The 16,662-nt window shown below is 66.3% G+C and carries 13 protein-coding genes; all 13 read left to right on the forward strand.

All coding sequences use genetic code 11. From position 1 onward, the window contains the following. The first annotated feature begins 80 nt into the window (after nt 1-80). The 13 genes from AC07M8_RS17230 to rfbH all read left to right on the forward strand — a co-directional run bounded on the left by AC07M8_RS17230 (nt 81) and on the right by rfbH (nt 16,645). A complete protein-coding gene (locus AC07M8_RS17230) occupies nt 81-1,925 on the forward strand; it encodes a thiamine pyrophosphate-binding protein (protein ID WP_495175459.1) in 1,845 nt (614 codons plus the stop codon). Then, complete coding sequence (locus tag AC07M8_RS17235; protein WP_495175460.1) at nt 1,922-2,911, forward strand: NAD-dependent epimerase/dehydratase family protein; 990 nt, start codon at nt 1,922-1,924, stop codon at nt 2,909-2,911. Before AC07M8_RS17230 ends, AC07M8_RS17235 begins: the two co-directional genes overlap by 4 nt. A gap of 96 nt (nt 2,912-3,007) precedes the next feature. Then, nucleotides 3,008-4,972 (forward strand): SLBB domain-containing protein, encoded by a 1,965-nt coding sequence (locus AC07M8_RS17240; protein WP_495175461.1) that lies wholly within the window; start codon nt 3,008-3,010, stop codon nt 4,970-4,972. Next, nucleotides 4,969-6,063: a GumC domain-containing protein gene (locus tag AC07M8_RS17245; RefSeq protein ID WP_495175462.1), complete on the forward strand. Its 1,095-nt coding sequence runs from the start codon at nt 4,969-4,971 to the stop codon at nt 6,061-6,063. Before AC07M8_RS17240 ends, AC07M8_RS17245 begins: the two co-directional genes overlap by 4 nt. Continuing rightward, nucleotides 6,056-7,000 (forward strand): glycosyltransferase family 2 protein, encoded by a 945-nt coding sequence (locus tag AC07M8_RS17250; protein ID WP_495175463.1) that lies wholly within the window; start codon nt 6,056-6,058, stop codon nt 6,998-7,000. Before AC07M8_RS17245 ends, AC07M8_RS17250 begins: the two co-directional genes overlap by 8 nt. Further along, nucleotides 6,997-7,389 carry a GtrA family protein gene (locus tag AC07M8_RS17255; protein ID WP_495175464.1) on the forward strand — a complete coding sequence of 131 codons (393 nt, stop codon included), beginning with the start codon at nt 6,997-6,999 and terminating at the stop codon, nt 7,387-7,389. The genes AC07M8_RS17250 and AC07M8_RS17255 overlap by 4 nt, the downstream gene beginning before the upstream one ends. 10 nt (nt 7,390-7,399) lie before the next feature. Then, on the forward strand, nt 7,400-8,812 hold the full coding sequence (locus AC07M8_RS17260; RefSeq protein ID WP_495175465.1) for a glycosyltransferase family 87 protein: 1,413 nt from the start codon (nt 7,400-7,402) through the stop codon (nt 8,810-8,812). A 202-nt stretch (nt 8,813-9,014) separates the two neighbouring features. Beyond that, the gene (locus AC07M8_RS17265; protein WP_495175466.1) at nt 9,015-10,586 is read left to right on the forward strand and encodes a hypothetical protein; all 1,572 of its coding nucleotides are present in this window, start codon (nt 9,015-9,017) and stop codon (nt 10,584-10,586) included. Between the two features lie 171 nt (nt 10,587-10,757). After that, complete coding sequence (locus tag AC07M8_RS17270) at nt 10,758-12,398, forward strand: ArnT family glycosyltransferase (RefSeq protein ID WP_495175467.1); 1,641 nt, start codon at nt 10,758-10,760, stop codon at nt 12,396-12,398. Between the two features lie 60 nt (nt 12,399-12,458). Further along, nucleotides 12,459-13,445 carry an FAD-binding oxidoreductase gene (locus AC07M8_RS17275; RefSeq protein ID WP_495175468.1) on the forward strand — a complete coding sequence of 329 codons (987 nt, stop codon included), beginning with the start codon at nt 12,459-12,461 and terminating at the stop codon, nt 13,443-13,445. 10 nt (nt 13,446-13,455) lie between these two features. Beyond that, nucleotides 13,456-14,229, forward strand: a complete 774-nt coding sequence (gene rfbF / locus AC07M8_RS17280; protein ID WP_495175469.1) for a glucose-1-phosphate cytidylyltransferase — start codon at nt 13,456-13,458, stop codon at nt 14,227-14,229. Next, nucleotides 14,214-15,317: a CDP-glucose 4,6-dehydratase gene (gene rfbG, locus AC07M8_RS17285; RefSeq protein ID WP_495175470.1), complete on the forward strand. Its 1,104-nt coding sequence runs from the start codon at nt 14,214-14,216 to the stop codon at nt 15,315-15,317. Before rfbF ends, rfbG begins: the two co-directional genes overlap by 16 nt. A 14-nt stretch (nt 15,318-15,331) precedes the next feature. After that, entirely contained in the window at nt 15,332-16,645 is a 1,314-nt protein-coding gene (gene rfbH, locus AC07M8_RS17290) for a lipopolysaccharide biosynthesis protein RfbH (protein ID WP_495175471.1), read from the forward strand. Nucleotides 16,646-16,662 lie beyond the last annotated feature (17 nt).

Here is a 16,662-nt window from a genome sequence, read left to right on the forward strand (position 1 = left end):
CCTCACCGACGAACATCGTGCCGGCGGGCGCATGATCACATCTTCACCCGACCTTCTCCTCCTGAGCATTGCAGGCCCAGATGACCAGTATCCGCGTATCTGATTACATCGCCCAGCTTCTCGTCGCCGCGGGCGTCGAGGATGTGTTCATGCTCACCGGCGGTGGATCGATGCATCTGAACGATGCCTTCGGCCTGGCGCCTGGCCTGCGCACCTTGTTCCTCCATCACGAACAGGGCTGCGCGATCGCGGCGGAAAGCTACAGCCGGCTGTCGAACAAGCTGCCGGCGGTCAACGTCACCACCGGCCCGGGCGGGGTCAATGCGCTGAACGGCGTCTATGGCGCCTATGTCGATTCGATTCCGATGATCGTCATCTCGGGGCAGGTGAAGCGCGAGACCTTCGCCCCCAATATCGATCCGCGGCTGCGCCAGCTCGGCGACCAGGAGGTCGATATCGTCGCCATGGTGCGGCCGATCACCAAATATGCGGTGGTGCTGCAGGACCCGGCCGATACCCGCAAGGTGGTCGAAAAGGCGCTCCATCTCGCGCGGCGCGGTCGGCCGGGCCCTGTCTGGATCGACGTGCCGGGCGACGTTCAGGGCGCGATGATCGATGCCGATACGCTGGTCGCGTTCGATCCCGCGGCCGAGGACGATCGCGTCGGCGAGGCGCTCAACACCACCGCCGAGGAAGGGTTGCTGACGGGCGCGGCGCTGGACGCCGAGGTTGCGGCGATGCTGGCCGAACTCCATGCGGCCAAGCGGCCGGTGGTGATGACCGGCGCGGGCGTGCGGCTGTCGGGGCAGCATGCCGAATTCCTCCGCTTCGCCGAACGCATCGGCGTGCCCGTCGTGACCGGCTGGAACGCGCATGACACGATCTTCGACGATCATCCGCTCTATGTCGGCCGGCCGGGGTCGCTGGGCAATCGGGGCGGCAATTTCGCGGTGCAGACCGCCGATTACGTGCTGGTGCTGGGCAGCAGGCTCAACATTCGCCAGATCAGCTTCAATTGGGGCAGCTTCGCCCGCGACGCCAAGATCGCGATGGTCGATGTCGATGCGGCCGAGCTCGCCAAGCCGACGCTCCACCTGCATCGTCCGATTCATGCCGATCTGCGCGCTTTCTTCGCCGCGGCAGCTGCGCAGCCGGTGCCCGCGGTCGATCGGGCCGAGGCGCGCGCCGCTTTCCTCGCCTGGAGCCGCGAGCGCACTGCGCGCTATCCGGTGGTGCTGCCCGACTATGCGGCGCAGGAATCGCCGATCAATCCTTATGTGTTCGGCGCGGCGCTGTTCGCCGAGCTGGAAGAAGGCGACATCGTCGTCACCGGCGATGGCACCGCCTGCGTCACCATCTTCCAGGCGGCGACCCTCAAGCCAGGGCAGCGATTGTACACCAACTCGGGCTGCGCCTCGATGGGCTATGACCTGCCCGCCGCGATCGGCGCCTTCTATGCCTCGGGCGCGAAGCGGATCATCTGCCTCGCCGGCGATGGATCGATCATGATGAACCTGCAGGAACTGCAGACCATCGTCGGCGCCAACATGCCGATCAAGATCTTCCTGCTCAACAACGACGGTTATCACTCGATCCGCCAGGCACAGCAGAACTATTTCCCAACCAACATCGTCGGCTGCGGCCCCGACAGCGGCGTCACCTTCCCCGATTTCCGGCGACTGGCCGGCGGGTTCGGCATCGCCGCCTCGGGTGTCGACAATCATACAGACCTGCCCGCCGCGATCCGCGCCGCGCTTGCCGGCGAGGGCCCGCATCTGTGCGAGGTGATGATTGACAAGCGCCAGGGCTTCGCGCCGCGCCTGTCGTCGCGCCGGCTCGACGACGGGACGATGGTCACCTCGCCGCTGGAGGACATGGCGCCGTTCCTGCCGCGCGAGGAACTGGCGGAGATGATGGCGAAGTGAGTGATTGGCGGACGGGCGTCCGCGCCCGCCAGCAGCTGACGCCCGCTGCGGCCGAGGCGCTCGCCGCCAGCGGCCGGCGGATCGTCGTCACCGGCGCGGGCGGCTGGCTCGGGCTGGCGACCCTGGAGTTGTTGCACCGTGCACTCGGTGACGCGTTTGCGGCGCGCGTCCACGCCTTTGGCGCATCGGCGCGCGCGCTGGTGCTGCGCGACGGCACCTTGATCGACCAACGGCCGCTCGCCGCCATCGCCGAGCTGCCGCCGGCGCCGACGCTGGTCCTCCACCTCGCCTTCCTGACCAAGGATCGCGTGGCGGACATGTCGGCCGAGGATTATGCGACGGCGAATGCCGCGCTCAGCCGCATCGTCCTCGACGCGCTCGACCCGATCGGCGCGACCGGCGTGTTCGTCGCCTCGTCGGGCGCGGCGCGATCGGCCGACGATGCCGGAGCGGCACCCGACATGCGCCTCTATGGCCGGCTCAAGCAGCGGGATGAACAGGATTTCGCCGCCTGGGCCCGGGCGACCGGCCGCAGCGCGGTCGTCACCCGCATCTTCAACGTCGCCGGCCCGTATATGAACAAGCATCAGGCCTATGCGATGGCCGCGTTCATCCTCGATGCGCTGGCCGGGCGGCCGATCACGGTGCGTGCGCCCCATCGCGTGGTGCGCGGCTATGTCGCGATCCGCGAGCTGATGTCGCTCGTCGTCCTGCTGCTGCTTAGCGATCCGCCCGCGGTCCATGCCTTCGACACCGGCGGGGAACCGCTGGAACTGGCCGAGGTCGGCGCGGCGGTGGCGGGGGTGCTGGGTGGCCGCGTCGATCGCGCGCCGATCGTCTCGGACCGGGTGGACCGCTATGCAGGCGATCGTGCGGCCTATGATGCGCTGCTCGCCCGCTTCGCCATCGCACCGGTGCCGCTGGCGGTGCAGATCGCCGATACGGCCGAGGCGCTGGCGGTGGAGTCTGCCGTTGCGGCGCAATGAGCCATGATTTAACACCGTGACGCGGATCGGGGTGCGGCAGCAGCTGCATGGAGGCTGGCAGATGCGTCGTCTGCCGGTCGAATTGATAGGAATGGCATGAGCGTGAATGTTGGGGATCGTCGCGGGCGCATCGCGCGGCGGGCGTGGGGAACGGCTACGAGCCTGCTGGCCGGCGTTGCCGTGGCAGGACTGGCCTTCACTCCGGTTGGCGCGCAGATCCTCCAGCAGGATAACCAGCAGAACACGCCCAACGGCTCCCCGCTGTCGCAGCGCCAGAACAACGGCAATTCGAACAATAGTTCCGACAACAGCGACAGCGAGGAGCGCTCGCGGTCGTCCGCCAATGATGCGGTGCCGAGCACGCGGATCCAGCCGGTGGAGGTCAGCGGCTCCGATGTGCCGTCGACCCGCGCCCAGGACCCATCGTCCGGCACGCGGCTGCGCCCACCCGCCCTGCCCAACGAGTTCGAGCGCTTCGTCACCACCGCGCTTGGGGCGCCGTTGCCGCGCTTCGGGCTCGATCTGCTGCTGCCCGGCGACCGGGACTATGCCCGCCCGGCGACCGCAACCGTTCCGCCGGGCTACGTTCTCAACGTCGGCGACGTCGTCGCGATCTCGATGGCGGGTTCGATCGAGGGCAGTGTCGAGCGCGAGATCGACACCCGTGGCCGCATCTTCCTGCCGCGGGTCGGCTCGGTCAATTTGGCGGGCGTACGCTTCGGCGACCTCAAGGACGTGCTGACCAAGGCGATCAACACCCGCTTCCGCGGCTTCACCGTCGATGTCTCGGTGCGCCAGCTGCGCGGTATTCGCGTGTATGTGACCGGCTTTGCGAACAATCCCGGATCGTTTTCGGTCAACAGCCTGTCGACGATGGTCAATGCCGTGCTCGCCGCGGGCGGCCCCAATGCAGGCGGTAGCCTGCGCTCGGTCAAGCTGTATCGCAACAACCAGCTGGTCAGCGACTTCGACCTTTACCAGCTCGTGCGTGGCGGTGACCGGACCAACGATGTCGTCCTGCAGAATGAGGACGTCCTCTACATTGCCCCGGTGGGCGCGCAGGTTGCGGTCGCCGGCAGCGTCAACGCTCCCGCCATCTACGAAGCCAAGCAGGGCGAGACGCTCGAGCAACTGGTTCGTTACGCCGGTGGGCCCAGCGATCTTGCCGACAAGAACCGGCTGATGCTGTACCGGCTGTCGGACGCCAATGCGCTTGGCGTGCAGCAGATCCCGCAGCAGCTTGCGCAAACCGCGCCCGCCCGTGGCGGTGACATCATCCAGGTCTTGTCAGAGGGCACCCTGCAGCGTCCGACCGCGACCCAATCGGTGCTCGTGCGGATCGAGGGCGAGGTGCAGACGCCGGGCAGCTATTACCTGCCCGCGAACACCCGTCTCAACGATGTCGTCGTCAAGGCGGGTGGGTTGACCGACCGCGCCTATGTCTATGGCACCCAATATGAGCGCGTGTCCGTCCGTCGGCAGCAGCGGGAGGCGTATCGCGACGCCATTCGCCAGCTCGAGATCTCGCTGTCTGCCGCGCCGCTGACCGCCGATCAGGTCGGCGCCACGGGTGATCGCGCCGCACAGCAACAGGCGGCGCGCGAGGTGCTGGAGCGGCTGCGCGCGGCCGAGCCCGATGGCCGGGTCGTCCTCGACCTGCCTCCGACCGCCACCACCCTGCCGGCGGACTTCGTGCTGGAGAATAACGACCGCATCGTCATCCCGGCGCGGCCGACCACGGTGGGCGTCTATGGCGCGGTGTATCGCCCGGCATCCTTCTCGCTCGACGGGGCGCGGCCGATGAAGGTCTCCGCCTATCTGGCACGCGCCGGTGGGCCGCTGCGCGCTGCTGACAAGGGAGCGATCTTCGTGGTTCGCGCCAATGGCGAAGTGCTGTCGAAGAAGACCGGGGCGCTCAACGCGACCGTCCTTCCCGGTGACGTGATCTTCGTGCCGGTGAAGACGCAGGCGGGCTCGCTCTGGGCCAAGATCCGCGACATCACCACGATCGTCTTCCAGCTCGGCCTGGGCGTGGCGACCATCGCGGCGATCAACAATTGACCCCGCCCCCCAGCCTGGTCGGCTCGCTTCGCCGCGCGCCGGTGATCCGCAACCCGTGGCTGCGGCGCGCGATCATCGTCGTGCTACTGGTGATCTGCGCACTGCTGACGTTCTTTCCGCAACGCTACCGCGCGGCGGTGACGCTGACGCCGACCGATCCGTCGAGCCTCGGTCTTGGCGCGACGCTGGGCCAGCTTGGTGCGCTCAATACCGCATTCGGCAACCAGGCCGCGGTCGAGGTCAGCCTGCGCGTGGCGCGGAGCGTCTTCGTCCGCCAGGGCATCATCAAGCAGCTCAACTTGGTCAAGCGGCTAGGGGTAGCCGACGACATTCACGCCAGCCGCTGGCTGGACAAACATGTCGACATCAGCACCATTCGTGGTGGCATCATCCAGATGGAGATCGAGACCGCGGACCCGGTGTTCGGCGAGCAATTGGTCACCGCCTATCAGCATGCCATGCAGGAGCGCCTGGGCGAAATCGCGCGCGGGCAGACCGAATATAAGCGCAAGATCCTCGAGCGGCTGGTCAGCGAGGCGGGCGCCCGGCGTGATGCGGCCGAAGCCGCCTACAATGAGTTCCGGCTCCACACCCGCTATTCTGATCCACGCTTTGCCATCAGCGCGATTGGCGAGCGCATCCCGGTGATCCAGGCGGCGATCAAGGCGAAGGAGGTGGAACTCAACGCCGCCCGCCAGTTCGCCACCGACGAGAATATCTCGGTCCGCCAGATCATCGCCCAGCTCGATGCGTTGAAGGCGCAGCTGGCGCAATTGCAGGCCACCAACCCGACCGGAAGCAACTCGATCGGCCGTGTCGTCCGTGAATCGACCCAGGTGCGCAAGCTCGAACGCGAGCTCGATATCGCCCAGCGTTTGTACGATGGCTACACCCGCTTCCTTGAGGGAACGGCGGTCGAGGACCTGACCTCGACGGCAACCGTGCGCGTGCTGGAACCGGCCTATATCGATACCGCACGGCAGTTGAACCTGATGCCGGTAGCGCTCGGCGTGCTGATCCTGCTCCTCGGCCTCGGCATCGAATTCTACGGCTGGCGTCCACCGGTCGGCGAAGGCCGGCGGGATGACTGAGCGGCCGGACATTTCGGTCGTCATCCCCTGCTATAACGAGGAAGACAATGCCGCCCAGATCGCCGCCGCGGTGGTGGCCGAGCTGGAGCAGGCACAGGCCAGCTTCGAGCTGATCTTCATCGACAACGCCTCGACTGACCGTACCGTGGAGATCGTCCGCGGTCTGTGCGCGATCGATCCGCGTATCCGGCTGATCGTCAACACCCGCAATTTTGGACAGATGCGCTCGCCGACGCATGGCATCTTCCAGGCGAACGGCCGGGCGGTGGTCGGCATGTGCGCCGATTTCCAGGATCCGCCGGCGTTGCTTGGTCGCTTCGTCGAGCGCTGGCGTGCCGGGTTCGACATCGTGCTCGGGGTGCGCGAGCAGGGCCGCTCGACCCTGCTGTTCGGATCGCTGCGCCGCTTGTTCTACTGGTTCGCCGCCAAGGTCGGCGAATATCGGATCATCCCCGACGCGACCGGCTTTGGCCTCTATGATCGCAAGGTGGTGGAGGCGATCGCGTCGCTGCGCGAACCGGAGCCGTTCTTCCGGGGCATGCTGGTCGAGACAGGCTATCCGGTCGATATCATCCGTTATCCGCGCCCCGGCCGGCTGCGCGGGCTCTCAAAGAACAATTTCCTGACCTTGCTCGATTTTGCCCTGTCCGGGCTGGCGAGCTCGTCCAAAAACCTGATCCGCCTGACCTTTCCGGTCGCTGCGCTGTGCGGGCTGCTTGCCTTGGTGTCGCTGGTGGCGGCGCCGGTGGCGTGGCTGCTGGGTGGCGCGGGCGGCTGGTGGCTGATCGCGGCCGTCGTTGAGGTGCAGCTCGCCTTGCTGTTCGGCTTTCTGGGGCTGATTGGCGATCAGGCGCGGCTCGTCTCCGAGCGGACCCGCGGCACGCCGCTTGTAATCGAGCGCGAGCGCGTGAACTTCCCCGTGGAACCACGCCGGTGATCAATCGCGTCGAATGGACGCGGCTGGCGCAGATCTGGCGCTATTACCAGGCGGGCATCCTCAATGCCGTATTCGGCTTTGCGCTGTTCGCGCTGTTCGTCCGGCTGGGGCTCAATCTCTACGTCGCCCAGATCGTCGCCCATGTGATCGGCGTCACCTTCAACTACGTCACCTATTCGCGGCATGTGTTTCGCGACAAGGGGCCGGCCAAGCTGCGCTTCGCGACCTCTTATGCGGTCAATTACGTGATCAGCCTGGCGACATTGGCCGGTGCCGACCGCATCGTCCATTCCGCTTATGTGGCGGGCTTCGTGTCGCTCGTCTTGACCTCGCTCATCAACTACTTCGTCCTGAAGCATCTGGTGTTCAGGGACGCCGCGCCGCAATGACGGGCGGACGATGAGAAGGCCGCGGCTGACGCCGGTCAATCGCTGGCTCGAGCCCTTGTTTGCGGTGGCGATCCTGGCCGCGCTGGTGCGCGCGTTCGTGTTCTTCAAAACCTATGGCTACCTGCCCCAGCCCTTTTTCTACGATCCTGGCGATGTGTGGATGGACTGGTTCAACACTGCCTATTGGGCGCGCGACAAGGGTGCCTACGACCTGTGGAGCAGCGTCTATCCGCCGCTGACCTTTGTCGTCATGAGGATCTTCGGCCAATCGTCCTGCTACGCCCCCGGCGGATCGGCCGATCCCTATGTGCGCTATTGCGACTGGTTCGGCGTCGCCACCTTCCACCTGTTCTTCATCCTCAACATCGTGCTGATCTCGATGACCTTCCTGAAGCTAGACAGGAAGACGGCGCTGCCGCGGTCGATCGCGGTCGCCGCGGGATTGCCGATGCTGTTCGCGCTGGAACGCGCCAACCCCTTCATCCTCACAGTCACCACGGTCATCCTGGCATTCGGCCCGCTGGTGGCGTCGGCGCGCTGGCGGTGGGTGAACGTCGGGCTAGCAATCAACTTCAAGATCTATCTGATCGCCGGGCTGGCGCCCTATCTTATTCGCCGCCGCTGGCGATGGTTCGAGGGCGGCGTCATCGCCACTGTCCTGATCTACATCGTGACCTATCTCATCCAGGGCAGTGGCACGCCGCTGGAGATCTACCGCAATGTGACGGCTGACAAAGCCTATGTCATCAGCAACTTCCTCGATATCTGGTTTGCCACGACCTACCAGCCGCTCGTCGGGCTGCTGAGCAGCGAAGCCCTGCCGGTCGCCTCGCTGATCGGGTCGAAGAACGTCGACATGCTGTTGCTGGTCCTGCCCCTCCTCACCCGCATCGTCCAGCTGACGGTGCTGCTGGCTTGGGTCGCGGCCTGGGTCCGCCCGGAAGCGGTGCCGATGTTCAGGCTGACCGGGCTTGGTGCGTCGCTGGCGATCATCAGCACCGAGACCAGCGGCTATTCGCTCAGCATCGGCATCTTCTTCGCCATGATGGAGCGCTGGCAGGGGTTCGGCCGTAAATGGGCGATTGTCTTGGCCTATATCATCTGCATTCCCGCCGACATCGAGACCGGCCGGGTCGGATCGAACATCAGCTTCAGCTTCCTGGCGAACCGTTCGGTAATGATCGAATATGGCTTCATGATCGGGCCGTTGCTCCGGCCCTTGCTGTTCATGTCTATTCCATTCGCGCTCGCCTGCGTCACCATCCGCCAGGTGTGGGTGGATATCCGCACGCAGGGCTGGCGGTCGCGCTGGCGGTTCCGCCATGACCTGCCGGTCATGATCGGCGAAGGCCGGATCGTGCCGCCTGGATCATCCCAGGGTCATCAGGCTTCAGGTCAGGCTCCGGCACACGACAGGGTTTGAGGCGACGTCTCCACCCTGCTCGCAAGAACCGCAGGCGCCATCACGCGTTGCCGATCCGAGGAGAAAGACTGTGGATGAACTCCCTCGTCGAGCAGTGCTGCGCGGTGGCATAGCGTCGGTCGCTGCAATCGGTGCCAGTGGCAGCGCCGGTGCAGCGGCTCTGGCATCTGAAACGGCTTCTTATGCCGGGCCGATCGCGTCGGTGCCTGATCGGGCGGCGCTGGCGGCAATCGAGAATGTCTCGACTGGGCGCTTGGTCCATCTCGACGAGCCGGGCCGCGAAGGGCTGTTCCGCTGCGTCGAGCGGGCATCGGCGCCCGCAGGCGCCGATCCGTTGCAGGGCCTGTACGTGCCGGCACGCCAGTCGGGACTCCTGTGGATGCGGGTGTGGGACGGGACCAACGGTCGTCCCGAATGGTTCGGCGCGCGGATCAATGATCCCACGGCGGACTGTGCGGACGCGCTGGAAGCCTGTCATGCCTTGTGCCCCGTCACCCATTTGGGCCAGGTCGATTACTTCGTCCGCCGAACGGTTCGCTTCGGGCTGAGCTGGCGCACGGTCGCCGGGGTCGGCCGCTATGCCACCAACCAAGGTCAGGGCACCCGGATCATCCTGCAACAGGCCGCGCCGGGGCTGCGCACCGACGACATCGTCCTCCTCGGCACCGCCTCACGACCGTCCGGCGACCTCGTCACCGAAGCGCATCTCAGCAACCTGACGCTGATCCGCGATGGCGCCGCGCAGCCGCACGCCTCGGGCGACCTCGCGCATTACCCGACCGGTCTGCGTTGCGCCTATCTGGCGCATTGCACCGTCAGCGGCGTGGCATCGCTCGAAAGCAGCGTCGGCTTCCATATCGGCGGGGTGGTCTACACCAAGGTCGACGATTGCCTCGCGCAACGCACCCGGGCCGGCGACGGCGCCGGTGCGGACCTGGCGGTCGGCTATTTCCTCGATGGCCGTACCCGGTTCGGCTATCCGGGGGGCAATGCCTCGCTGTACATGGATCGCTGCGTCGCGGCGGAACAGCATGGCCACCATGTCGATCCCACCGGGCTGCTCGCGCTCGGCGCCTTCGTCGACAGCTTCATCGACCGCTTCGAAAGCGCGCGGATCGATACTGGTATGGCGTTTCGCGCCGCGGGTGCACGCAGCTTCGGCGAGACCATCGATCTCCATGTCCGCAATCCGATCCTCGATGGCTGCGGCCGCTTCGGGCTCGACCTCGATCTCGATGCGACGGCCAGCGCCTGCGTCGAGATCGTCGATCCCTATATAACGCCCGCCGGCAGTCGCGGCGATCGCGGCATCCTCGTTCGCGACGGCGCCGGGCTGGTCACGATCACCGGTGGCCAGGTGCTGGGTGATTTCGCTGGTGGATCGCTGTTCGTGTCGCGGACCCGCGGGGTGCGCGTCCAGGGCCTGAAGATCGCCCAAGCGGTGCGGCCGGTGGTGATCGCGGAAGCGAGCGGTCTGCAGATCGAACCGCAAATCTCCAATTACCAGAAGACTTCGGCGCAGGCCGCCATCGCCGCGCGCGGCGTCTCGCGCAGCATCCTGCGGCCGGCCATCATCGGCTTTGGAGCCCCTTCGTTCGCCAGCGGCATCGAGCTCGATGCCGGCTGCAGCCATGTCCAGGTCGATGGCAGCGCGGTCGATCCGGCCTGCCTCGCCAGCGGTGTCGCCGGCAAGGTCCGCTTCGCCGGGGCCGATGCCCGCAAGGCGACGCCGTTCACCGACGCCGGCAACGTGCTGGTGGGGGTCAGCGACTGAGCGTTGGCGCTAGCGCCGCGTGACGCTGCCGGCGTGCATGGCCCGCCTGTCCGGCTCGGCCCTGCCATTGCCAGCGATCGGCGTGCGCCCTAGCAGGCCGCAGCGGCGCGGGGAGCCCGCAAGGGCGGGAACGTGACACAGGCGACGATAACGGAAAGACGCGGTCTGGTCATGACCGGCATGGCGGCGATCCTGATCGTCGCTGCATTGCTGCGGCTGCGTGGCCTCGCTTTCGGTCTGCCGGCGCTCTACGATCCCGATGAGCCGATCTTCTTTCTCAACGCGCTCAAGCTGCTGCACGATCGCACGCTCAACCCCGGCTGGTTCGGTCATCCGGGTACCACCACCATCTATACGCTCGCGCTGATCGATCTGCTGGTGCTCGGCATCGGCCTCATCACCGGGCGGTTTGCCGAGGCGAGCGATCTCGGCCGGGCGATCTACGCGAATCCGGCGGTGGTGGTGCTGCCCGGGCGGGTGTTCATCCTGTTGTGCGGGCTCGCCACCATCGTGCTGACCTTCGTCCTCGCGCGGCGCCTGTTCGGGCGGCGGGCCGGGCTGATCGCGGCGGGGTTGCTCGCGATCGACCCGGTTCATGTCAAATATTCGCAGATCATCCGCACCGACATGCACGAGACGGTGTTCCTGCTGCTCTGCGTGCTCGCCGCGGTCAACGTCGCGCGCCGCGGGCGGATGGCGGATTATCTGTGGGCGGCAATCTGGCTGGGGCTGGCGGTCGCGACGAAATGGCCGGCGGTGACGGTGCTGGTCGCGATCGTCGGCGCGGCTGCCTATCGAGTGGCGCACGCCCCGCAGCGCTGGCGCGTCGAGGCTGGCCGGCTTGGGATCGCGGCGGTCATGTCGGTGGTCGCGCTGGTCGTCGCCTCGCCCTTCCTGCTGCTCGACTGGCCGACGGTGCTCGCCAATGTCACCGGCGAGGCCGCGACCAGCCATCTCGGCGCGACGGGGCATGGCCTGGTCGCCAACGCCCGCTGGTATCTTGCCCATCCGCTGCGCGACGCCTTGGGCCTGGCGGGGCTGATCGGGGCGACGGCGGGGCTGGTGGTCGGTGCGCGGCGCAGCGTGGTGTTCGGCGCCGTGGTCATCCCCTTCATCCTCGTGTCGTTCGTCGCCATCGCCGTGCAGGGCTTGATCTGGGAGCGCTGGATCGTGCCGCTGCTGCCGTTTGCGACAATCGCGCTCGCCGCGGCGCTCGAGGCGCTGATCGCGCGGCTGCGCCGGCCGTGGGGGGGCGCAATGGGCGCCGCGGGCTTGGCGGTGGTCGTGATCCCCTTGCTGGTCGCCGGCGAGGCTGCGGCGCGCGAGCGGGCGCATGACACCAGATCGGCCGCCTCGGCCTGGGCACGCGCGCGGATCGCGCGGGGCGATACGGTGATCATCGAGCAGATGTCGTTCGACCTGCTCGGCAATGGTTGGCGCTTCCTCTACCCGATCGGCGACGCGGGCTGCGTCGACGTCGCCGCCACTCTCAAGTCGCATGTCCCTTATGCGCGGGTGGAGCGCTGGAAGAACGGCCGCTCGGTGCTCGATATCGGCACCATCGCGCCTGCCGCTTTCGCCCGCTGCCGTGCCGATTGGGCAATCCTCGCCGATTACGACCGCTATTTGCTGGAACCGGCCGCTTATGCCGCGGAAGTGCGCAACTATCGCGCGCTGATCGCCCAGGGGCGTATCGTCGCGACCTTCCGGCCGGTTGCCGGGCAGGTCGGCGGACCGATCATGCGGATCGTGCGCCTCGATCCGCATGCACCGGGGTGGGATGGCGGCGCGGCCTATGTGACCAGCCGATAGCGCCGCGTCTTGCGATGGGTTCGGCTGGACCCGGCAGTTTTTGGGGTTATTCAGCCCGTCATGTCGACCGTTACTCTTAACACCGGGCGTCGTTTTCCCGCCGATGCTGCGACATCCATCCTAGATGCCGCGCGTGCGGCGGGGATCACGCTCGAATATAGTTGCCGCACGGGACGCTGCGGGATCTGCAAGGCGCCGGCCGCAGGCGATACCGTTGTTCTTCGCAGTGAAGACCAAAGCCTGTCGCCCGATGAGCTCGCCCAGGGGCTGATCCTCACCTGCTGCCGCGCCGCTGCAGGCGATGTGGCGCTCGACGTCGAGCCGCTCGACCGGCTCGCCGGGCTTGAGATCAAGACGATGCCCGCGCGCATCGTGTCGATCGACCGGCTCGCCCCCGACATCGTCAAGCTGGTGGTGAAGACCCCGCCGGCGTCGCCGCTGCGCTTCCTTGCCGGCCAATATGTCGACGTGATCGCCGAGGGCGTGCGGCGCAGCTATTCGCTGGCCAATGCCCCGCGCGCCGATGCGCTGCTGGAATTCATCATCAAACGGTACCCCGGCGGGCGGCTCAGCGATTATTGGTTCGAACGTGCCCAGCCCAACGATCTCCTCCGTCTCGAGGGACCGTTCGGCACCTTCTTCCTGCGTGACGAAGGGCCGACCAACATCCTGCTGCTCGCGACTGGCACCGGCATCGCCCCCGTCAAGGCGCTGCTGGAAGAGCTCGGCACCGATCCGGCGCGCGCCGCGCGGCACCGGATCAGCGTATTCTGGGGTAATCGCCAGGCGGAGAGCTTCTGCTGGGACCCGGTCGAACTCGGGCTCGACGTCGCTTTCCACCATCTCTTGTCCGGCCCCGACGCCGGCTGGGAAGGCAGGCGGGGCTATGTGCAAGATGCCGCGATCCATCATGGGGTCGATCCGGACGATACGGTCGTCTATGCTTGCGGCTCTACCGCAATGATTGCGTCGGCGAAGGCGGCGTTGCTGGCCATGGGGCTACCGGCCAAGCGCTTCTTTTCCGATGCATTCGTCAGTTCGAATTAAGGGCGTATCGATGAAGGCAGTTATTCTGGCCGGCGGGCTCGGCACACGGTTCGCGGAGGAGACCAGCCTTCGCCCCAAGCCGATGATTGAGGTGGGGGGGCGCCCGATCCTGTGGCACATCATGAAGATCTATGCCGCGCACGGCATCACCGACTTCGTGATCTGCTGTGGCTACAAAGGCTATGTGATCAAGGAATATTTCGCCAATTATTTCCTGCACATGTCCGATGTCACCTTTGACATGCGCGAAAATCAGATGATCGTGCACGAGAAGCGCGCCGAACCGTGGAAGGTGACGCTGATCGACACCGGCGACGACTCCCAGACGGGGGGACGGCTCAAGCGGGTCGCCGATCACGTCAAGAATGAGGAATTCTTCTTCTTCACCTATGGCGACGGGGTCGGCGACATCGACATCACCGCGTCGATGAATTTCCATCGCGCCCATGGCAAGGCCGCCACCCTCACCGCCACTTATCCGCCCGGCCGCTTTGGCGCGCTGCAGATCGAGGATGGCCGCGTCGCCGAGTTCCTCGAAAAGCCCCAGGGCGATGGCGGCATGATCAATGGCGGCTTCTTCGTGCTGTCGCCCAAGGTGCTCGACTATATCGCCGGTGACGACACGCTGTGGGAGCAGGAGCCGCTGCGCAATCTCGCCCGCGACGGCGAATTGATGGCGTTCGAGCATCACGGCTTCTGGCAGCCGATGGACACGCTGCGCGAAAAGCAGATGCTCAACAGCCTGTGGGAGGCCGGCAAGGCGCCCTGGTGCGTGTGGCGGTGACGTCGTCGGCAATGGGCGTGGTCGACCCCGCCTTCTGGGCGGGCAAGCGGGTGTTTCTGACCGGCCATACCGGCTTCAAGGGCAGCTGGATGTCGCTGTGGCTGCAGCAGATGGGCGCCGAGCTGACCGGCTTCGCACTTGCGCCCCCGACCGATCCGGCATTGTTCGAGGTGGCGGGCGTCGCGGCGGGGATGACCTCGATCATCGGCGATATTCGAAACCGCGAGGCGCTCGAACAGGCGCTGGTGGCGGCCGATCCCGAGATCGTGATCCACATGGCCGCGCAGCCGCTGGTGCGCGCCTCCTATGACGATCCGGTCGGCACCTATGCCACCAACGTCATGGGCACGGTGCATCTGCTCGAGGCGGTGCGTAAGGCGGCCGGGGTGCGCGCGGCGGTGATCGTCACCACCGACAAATGCTATGAGAATCGCGAATGGGTGTGGGGCTATCGCGAGGATGAGGCGATGGGCGGCCACGACCCCTATAGCAATTCCAAGGGTTGCGCCGAGCTCGTTACCTCGGCCTATCGCCGCTCCTTCTTCGGCGACGGCAAGACCGCGATCGCTTCCGGCCGCGCCGGCAACGTCATCGGCGGGGGCGACTGGGCCGTCGACCGGCTGATCCCCGACATCCTGCGCAGCGTCGCGGCGGGTGAGCCGGTGCTGATCCGCAACCCGCTGGCGATCCGCCCCTGGCAGCATGTGCTGGAGCCGGTGTCGGGCTATCTCGTCCTTGCCCAGGCGTTGTGGGATGATCCCGCGGCTGCGGCAGAGGCGTGGAACTTCGGCCCGCGCGACGACGATGCGCAGCCGGTCCAGTGGATCGTCGAGAAGGTGTGCGACTTATGGAGCGATGGCGCCGGCTGGACCCGCGACCAGAGCATCCAGCCGCACGAGGCGCGCTATCTCAAGCTCGACATCTCCAAGGCGCGCGCCGGCCTCGGCTGGACGCCGCGCTGGAGCCTTGCCGAGGCGCTCGACAGCATCGTTGCCTGGCATCGCGCCTGGCTGTCGGGCACCGACATGCACGATTATTGCCTCACCGAACTGGCACGCTTCGGCGCCAGCCACTCCATTGCCGCATAGGAACTGATTGTCTCATGACCGCTGACGACCTCCGCAAGCAAATCCGCCAGCTTGTCGGCCAATATGCCGAAGCTCAGTTCGCGCCCAAGCCGTTCGTGCCCGGCGAAAGTGTGATCCCGCCCGCAGGCAAGGTGATCGGCGCGCCCGAGATCGAGCTGATGGTCGAAGCGTCGCTCGACGGCTGGTTGACCACCGGCCGCTTCAACACCGAATTCGAGGCGGGGCTCGCCAAGGTGCTGGGCGCGCCCTATGTGCTCACCACCACCTCGGGATCGTCGGCGAACCTCCTCGCCCTCTCCTGCCTCACCAGCCACAAGCTCGGCGACCGCCGCCTCAAGCCCGGCGACGAGGTGATCACCGTCGCGGCCGGCTTCCCGACCACGGTCAATCCCTCGATCCAGCACGGCCTCGTCCCCGTGTTCGTCGACGTCGACGTGCCGACCTACAATATCGATGCCAGCCTGATCGAGGCGGCGATCACCGACAAGACCGGTGCGATCATGATCGCCCACACGCTCGGCAACCCGTTCAACCTCGCCGAGGTCCGTCGGATCTGCGACGAACACGATCTGTGGCTGGTTGAGGATTGCTGCGACGCGCTTGGCGCTACCTATGACGGCAAGAACGTCGGTCTGTGGGGCGATGTCGCCACCGTCAGCTTCTACCCCGCTCACCATATCACCATGGGCGAAGGCGGCGCGGTCTTCACCAAGTCTGCCGAGCTGCGCCCGATCATCGAGAGCATCCGCGACTGGGGCCGCGACTGCTATTGCGCGCCGGGCTGCGACAATACCTGCGGGGTTCGCTTCGGCCAGCAGCATGGTACCCTGCCCTTCGGCTACGACCATAAATACGTCTACTCGCACCTCGGCTACAACCTCAAGATCACCGACATGCAGGCGGCCTGCGGCCTCGCCCAGCTCTATCGCGTCGACGGTTTCGTCGAGGCGCGCCGACGCAACTTCCGCCTGCTCACCGAGCGGCTGAAGAGCCTGGAGGAGATATTCATCTTGCCGGAAGCGACGCCCAATTCGGACCCCTCCTGGTTCGGCTATCCGCTGATGCTGCGCGACGGCGTCGATGCCAAGCGTGTCGACGTCACCCGCTTCCTCGACCAGAACAAGATCGGCACCCGGCTGCTGTTCGCGGGCAATCTCACCCGCCAGCCCTATTTCGAGCACGTCAATTACCGCGTGGTCGGCGATCTCACCCAGACCGATCGGGTAATGAACAACACCTTCTGGCTGGGCCTCTACCCCGCGCTGGGCCAGGCGCAGTTCGACTATGTCGGCGACAAGCTCGAGGAGTTCTTTGGGTTGAACTTCTAAAATTGCGCGCGGGATCG

The organism is Sphingomonas sp. GW821-FHT09E03 (assembly GCF_059416225.1).

Excerpts from the sequence above, each read along its gene's own strand:
- AC07M8_RS17230 (WP_495175459.1), top strand. The coding sequence starts at position 81 with ATGACCAGTATCCGCGTATCTGATTACATCGCCCAGCTTCTCGTCGCC.
- AC07M8_RS17260 (WP_495175465.1), top strand. The coding sequence starts at position 7,400 with ATGAGAAGGCCGCGGCTGACGCCGGTCAATCGCTGGCTCGAGCCCTTG.
- AC07M8_RS17270 (WP_495175467.1), top strand. The coding sequence starts at position 10,758 with ATGACCGGCATGGCGGCGATCCTGATCGTCGCTGCATTGCTGCGGCTG.
- AC07M8_RS17240 (WP_495175461.1), top strand. The coding sequence starts at position 3,008 with ATGAGCGTGAATGTTGGGGATCGTCGCGGGCGCATCGCGCGGCGGGCG.
- AC07M8_RS17275 (WP_495175468.1), top strand. The coding sequence starts at position 12,459 with ATGTCGACCGTTACTCTTAACACCGGGCGTCGTTTTCCCGCCGATGCT.
- rfbH (WP_495175471.1), top strand. The coding sequence starts at position 15,332 with ATGACCGCTGACGACCTCCGCAAGCAAATCCGCCAGCTTGTCGGCCAA.
- rfbF (WP_495175469.1), top strand. The coding sequence starts at position 13,456 with ATGAAGGCAGTTATTCTGGCCGGCGGGCTCGGCACACGGTTCGCGGAG.
- AC07M8_RS17250 (WP_495175463.1), top strand. The coding sequence starts at position 6,056 with ATGACTGAGCGGCCGGACATTTCGGTCGTCATCCCCTGCTATAACGAG.